Annotated in this window: 5 protein-coding genes and 1 pseudogene; 1 reads left to right on the forward strand and 5 read right to left on the reverse strand. The window is 67.5% G+C overall.

What is annotated here, in order from left to right:
* The 5 genes and pseudogenes from E5W70_RS29620 to cbiE all read right to left on the reverse strand — a co-directional run.
* Positions 1–362: pseudogene (locus tag E5W70_RS29620) on the reverse strand (cobyrinic acid a,c-diamide synthase); the annotation flags it as partial.
* On the reverse strand, positions 359–1165 hold the full coding sequence (cobA, locus tag E5W70_RS29625; protein WP_292664836.1) for a uroporphyrinogen-III C-methyltransferase: 807 nt from the start codon (positions 1163–1165) through the stop codon (positions 359–361). The gene cobA and the pseudogene E5W70_RS29620, both read right to left, overlap by 4 nt.
* Complete coding sequence (gene cobM, locus E5W70_RS29630; protein WP_292664837.1) at positions 1162–1926, reverse strand: precorrin-4 C(11)-methyltransferase; 765 nt, start codon at positions 1924–1926, stop codon at positions 1162–1164. Before cobM ends, cobA begins: the two co-directional genes overlap by 4 nt.
* The gene (locus tag E5W70_RS29635) at positions 1923–2303 is read right to left on the reverse strand and encodes a cobalamin biosynthesis protein (RefSeq protein ID WP_292664838.1); all 381 of its coding nucleotides are present in this window, start codon (positions 2301–2303) and stop codon (positions 1923–1925) included. The genes cobM and E5W70_RS29635 overlap by 4 nt, the downstream gene beginning before the upstream one ends.
* Positions 2300–3541 (reverse strand): precorrin-6y C5,15-methyltransferase (decarboxylating) subunit CbiE, encoded by a 1242-nt coding sequence (cbiE, locus tag E5W70_RS29640; RefSeq protein ID WP_292664839.1) that lies wholly within the window; start codon positions 3539–3541, stop codon positions 2300–2302. Before cbiE ends, E5W70_RS29635 begins: the two co-directional genes overlap by 4 nt.
* Position 3542: 1 nt before the next feature.
* On the opposite strand from cbiE, the gene E5W70_RS29645 reads away from it, so the two are divergent.
* On the forward strand, positions 3543–4325 hold the full coding sequence (locus E5W70_RS29645) for a cobalt-precorrin-6A reductase (protein WP_292664840.1): 783 nt from the start codon (positions 3543–3545) through the stop codon (positions 4323–4325).
* Positions 4326–4354 lie beyond the last annotated feature (29 nt).

The raw sequence follows: 4354 nt of genomic DNA on the forward strand, positions 1-4354 counted from the left end.
AGTACAAGCAGCACTGGCAGACCATAGAGCCGGGCGAGATCGGCGGCCGAACCGGAACGACCTGGAGCAGCCGGAATCCCGTCGAACAGGCCCATGGCGCTTTCGAGAAAGATAAAATCGGCATCTTCGGTCGCTTCGCCGGCCAGTGCGTTGAGCAGGGCGGGCGGCATTGCCCAGCTGTCGAGATTGACGCCGGACAAGCCGGTGGCGGCGGTATGGAAGCCGGGATCGATATAATCCGGCCCGGATTTGGCGCCGCGCACCTTCAGGCCGCGCCGGGCGAGGGCACGCAGAATGCCTATGGTGACGCTGGTCTTGCCCGAGCCCGAGCGCGGCGCACCGATGATGATGGCGCGCGTCATGGCTCACCCGCCAGTGCCGCGCGCATCGCGACAATACCGCCGATGACGATCAGCGCCGGCGAGGTCAGACCGGCGGCCGCTGCCTCTTCCGCAATGGTGGCGAGCGTGGCGACGACGATACGCTCCTGCGGCGTCGTCGCGGCAACGATGACCGCGGCGGGCGTCGAAGATGGCAGGCCGCCCTCGAGCAGCGAAGCGGCGATCAGCGGCAGATTGGCCATACCCATATAGATGACCACCGGCTGGCCGGTGCGGGCGATGGCCGCCCAGTCGAGATCGTCATCGGTGCCGGCGGCGTGACCGGTCGCCAGGATCAGCGCCTTGTTGATGCCGCGCATGGTGCCGGGAATGCCGGTCGCGGCCAGCGCGCTGAGGCCGGACGTCAGGCCAGGCAGGATGCGGAACGGGATGTTTTCCCCGGCCAACGCCAGCGCCTCTTCGCCGCCGCGCCCGAAAATGTAGGGGTCGCCGCCCTTCAGCCTGACGACGCGCCGGCCCGCGCGCGCCAGCCGGACCAGCAAAGCGGTGATGTCGTCCTGCTTCATCGACGGCTTGCCGCCGCGTTTGCCGGCATAGAACAGTTCCGCGCCCTCGGCGACGGCGACGACCTCCGGCGAGACCAGCGCGTCATAAACCAGCGCATCGCACTGTCCGAGGGCGGCCAGCACTTCCAGCGTCAAGCAGCCGGGATCGCCGGGGCCTGCACCGGCCAGCCAGACATGCCCGGGCTCCAGCTGGCGCGGCTTGAAGTTGAGCCGGGTGAGCGCCTGCTCGACCGTAGTGTTTCTATTGCTGCCGCTCACAATCCGTCCCGTCCGCGAAAGCGCCGCTGGTAGTGCGCGTCATACAGTGAACTTTCGCCAAAGCCTTCCGCCGCCAGCGAGCGGCCGACGAAGATGATTGCCGTGCGTTCCAACGGATCGGCGGCCAGTTGCGCCTCGATGGTGGCCAGTGTGCCGGTCAGCACTCGCTCGTCCGGCCAGGAGGCGCGGAAGACGACCGCGACCGGGCAGTCGGCGCCGTAATGCGGCGTCAGCTCGGCGACGACGCGATCGACGGCATGGATGGCGAGGTGGATGGCGAGCGTGGCGCCGGTGCGGCCGAAGCCGGCCAGCGTTTCGCCGGGCGGCATTTTCGAGGCGCGGCCGGAGATACGGGTAAGCACCAGGCTTTGCGCGACTTCCGGAATGGTCAGCTCGCGGCGCAGCGCTGCCGCCGCGGCGGCGAAGGACGGCACGCCCGGCGTCAGCGTGTAAGGAATGCCGTGCTTTTCCAACCGGCGGATCTGTTCGGCGACGGCACTCCACACCGAAAGATCGCCGGAATGCAGGCGGGCGACGTCATGGCCGGCCGCGTGGCCCGCCAGATATTCGGCCTCGATCTCGTCAAGTGACATCGGCGCGGTGTCGATCAACCGCGTTCCGGGCGCGCAGTACTGCAACAGCTCGGGCGCGACGATCGATCCGGCATAGAGGCAGACGGGACAAGTGCTGAGCAGGCGGCTGCCGCGCAAGGTGATCAGGTCGGCAGCACCCGGACCGGCGCCGATGAAGTGAACGGTCATGCCGCATCTCCGCTGATGGCGATGGCGCAGGTGACAGCACCGAGCACGGTGCGCGGCCCGAGCAGTTTTGCGCCTTTACCGGCGGCGGCAAGCGCCGAGGCTTCGGAAACAGACGGCGTGCCGGCATGCTCCTGCGATAGGTCGGAGTGGCTGGTCGTAGACGCAGCTTTGAGTTCGGCCTGCTCGACAACGATTACCGGAAGGCGGAGTTCGCGTCCGGCGGCGAAGATTGCCGCTTCATCCTGCTTGAGAGACGCGGTCGCGAGGGCCGAAAGCGCGGGCAGGGCAAGCCCGTGTGCTTCCAGGGCGGTTTCTACCGCAGCAAGCACGTCGCGCGCGCTGACGCCTTTGCGGCTGCCGATGCCCGCGACCATCATGGCTTGACCCAGCTCCATTGGGTGACCGGCATAGCTGGCCGCCACGCCTGCATTGAACCGACGGGCGAAGCACGGGATACCGCGATGCGGGTGAGCTCGCCGCCGAGCGCAGTGTGACGGGAAAGCAGCAGCGCCTCCATCTCCAGCGTTACTGCGTTGGCAACGAGGCGGCCGCCGGCAGGCAAGGCATCGAGGGCTCCTTCCAGCACGCCGGCATCGCTGCCGCCGCCGCCGATAAAGATCGCCGCCGGCGTTTCCAGCCCGGCAATAGCTTGCGGTGCCGAACCTTCGACGACGGCGAGACCGGGAACGCCGCAGGCCACGGCGTTGCGTCGGATGCGGGCGGCGCGGGCCGGATCTGCCTCAACGGCGATCGCACGCATGGAAGGATGGGCAAGCATCCATTCGATGCCGATGGAGCCCGAGCCGGCGCCGATGTCCCACAGCAGTTCGCCGCGTCTTGGCGCGAGAGCGGACAGGGTGACGGCGCGTACTTCGCGCTTGGTGATCTGGCCGTCATGCTCGAACAAATGATCGGCGAGTCCCGCTGTCAGCGGCAGGACGCGTGCTTGCGGAGTCGAATCAACTTCGATCGCCAGCACGTTGAGCGGATTGATCTTTGCGAGGTCGAAGGTGCCGGCGCTCGCCGAGCGCAGCCGTTCGTTCGGGCCGCCGAGCGCCTCCAGAACGGTCAGCTGCGAGGCGCCGAAGCCGAGCTCGGTCATAAGACGGGCAATCGCTGTTGGCGCATCGCTGTCCGAGGTCAGCGCGAGAATGCGGGTGCAAGGATGCAGCAACGGCCGGATCAGGTCGAGCGAGCGGCCATGCAGCGAAATGGTCTCGACGTCCTGCAGCGCCCAGGCCAGGCGTGAGGCGGCCCGCGAGAAGGCCGAGGGTGCGGGGATCACCCGCATATTCTCCGCCGCGACCTTGCGGGCGAGGGTGACCCCGACACCGTGGTAGAAGGGATCGCCGGAAGCGAGCACGCAGACGCGCCTGCTGGAGAGCGCCAGCACATCGCGCATTTCGGCATCGAAAGGCGTCGGCCAGACGCGGGCTTCGCCTTTGGCGAGCGACGCGACGAGGGCAAGGTGGCGCTTGCCGCCGAAGACGAATTCGGCCTCCGCGATCAACCGCTTGGCCTCGTCGCCGAGACCCGCTACACCGTCCTCGCCGATGCCGATGATCGTGAGCCACTTTGAGGTGAGCTTGGCGCCGCGCGGACCTTCAGCAGGCATGATGACCCACCGCATTCTGATCCTCGGCGGAACCATCGAAGCCCGGCAACTGGCCGGAAAGCTGGCTGCGCGCGCGGATATCTCGGTCATGCTGTCGCTGGCCGGCCGCACCGAAAACCCGGTCGCGCAAGGGGTGCCGGTGCGGGTCGGCGGCTTCGGCGGTGCCGGCGGGCTGGCGGTGTATCTCCGCCAGAACAAGATCGATTTGCTGATCGACGCCACACACCCCTATGCGGCGCGAATCTCCGCCAATGCGGCGGAAGCGGCGCGCATGACCGGCGTGCCTATCGTTGCGCTCAGGCGTCCGGGCTGGGACCCAGCCGAAGGTGACCACTGGATGTTGGTCGATAGTGTTGCCAGCGCGGTGACGGCTCTGGGATCGGTGCCGCGCCGCGTGTTCCTGGCGCTCGGGCGGCAGGAGGTCGCTGCCTTCGAGGCAGCTCCCCAGCATCATTATCTCATCCGCAGTGTCGACCCGGTCGAGCCAAGGCTCGCTGTGCCCGACGCGACCTATCTCTTGGCGCGGGGGCCGTTTCATGAGGTCGATGAGCGCGCGCTGCTCGAAAGCCGTGGCATCGAAGTCGTTGTTTCCAAAAACAGCGGCGGCGAGGCGACCTACGGCAAGATCGCGGCGGCGCGAGCGCTGGGAATCGAGGTTGTGATGATCCGCAGGCCGGCGCTGCCGGACGTCGCGTCGACCGAAACGATCGAATCTCTTGCCGCGATGGTCGATCATTTTCTGGTCCGTCATGTTCTTGGGCCCGCTGCCGAACGCGGCGTGTAGACCAGCGCGGCCTTGTCACCCCGCTTGAT

Source organism: Mesorhizobium sp. (assembly GCF_005063415.1).
Lineage (GTDB): Bacteria > Pseudomonadota > Alphaproteobacteria > Rhizobiales > Rhizobiaceae > Mesorhizobium.

Excerpts from the sequence above, each read along its gene's own strand:
- E5W70_RS29645 (WP_292664840.1), top strand. The coding sequence starts at position 3,543 with ATGACCCACCGCATTCTGATCCTCGGCGGAACCATCGAAGCCCGGCAA.
- cobM (WP_292664837.1), bottom strand. The coding sequence starts at position 1,926 with ATGACCGTTCACTTCATCGGCGCCGGTCCGGGTGCTGCCGACCTGATC.
- E5W70_RS29635 (WP_292664838.1), bottom strand. The coding sequence starts at position 2,303 with ATGATGGTCGCGGGCATCGGCAGCCGCAAAGGCGTCAGCGCGCGCGAC.
- cbiE (WP_292664839.1), bottom strand. The coding sequence starts at position 3,541 with ATGCCTGCTGAAGGTCCGCGCGGCGCCAAGCTCACCTCAAAGTGGCTC.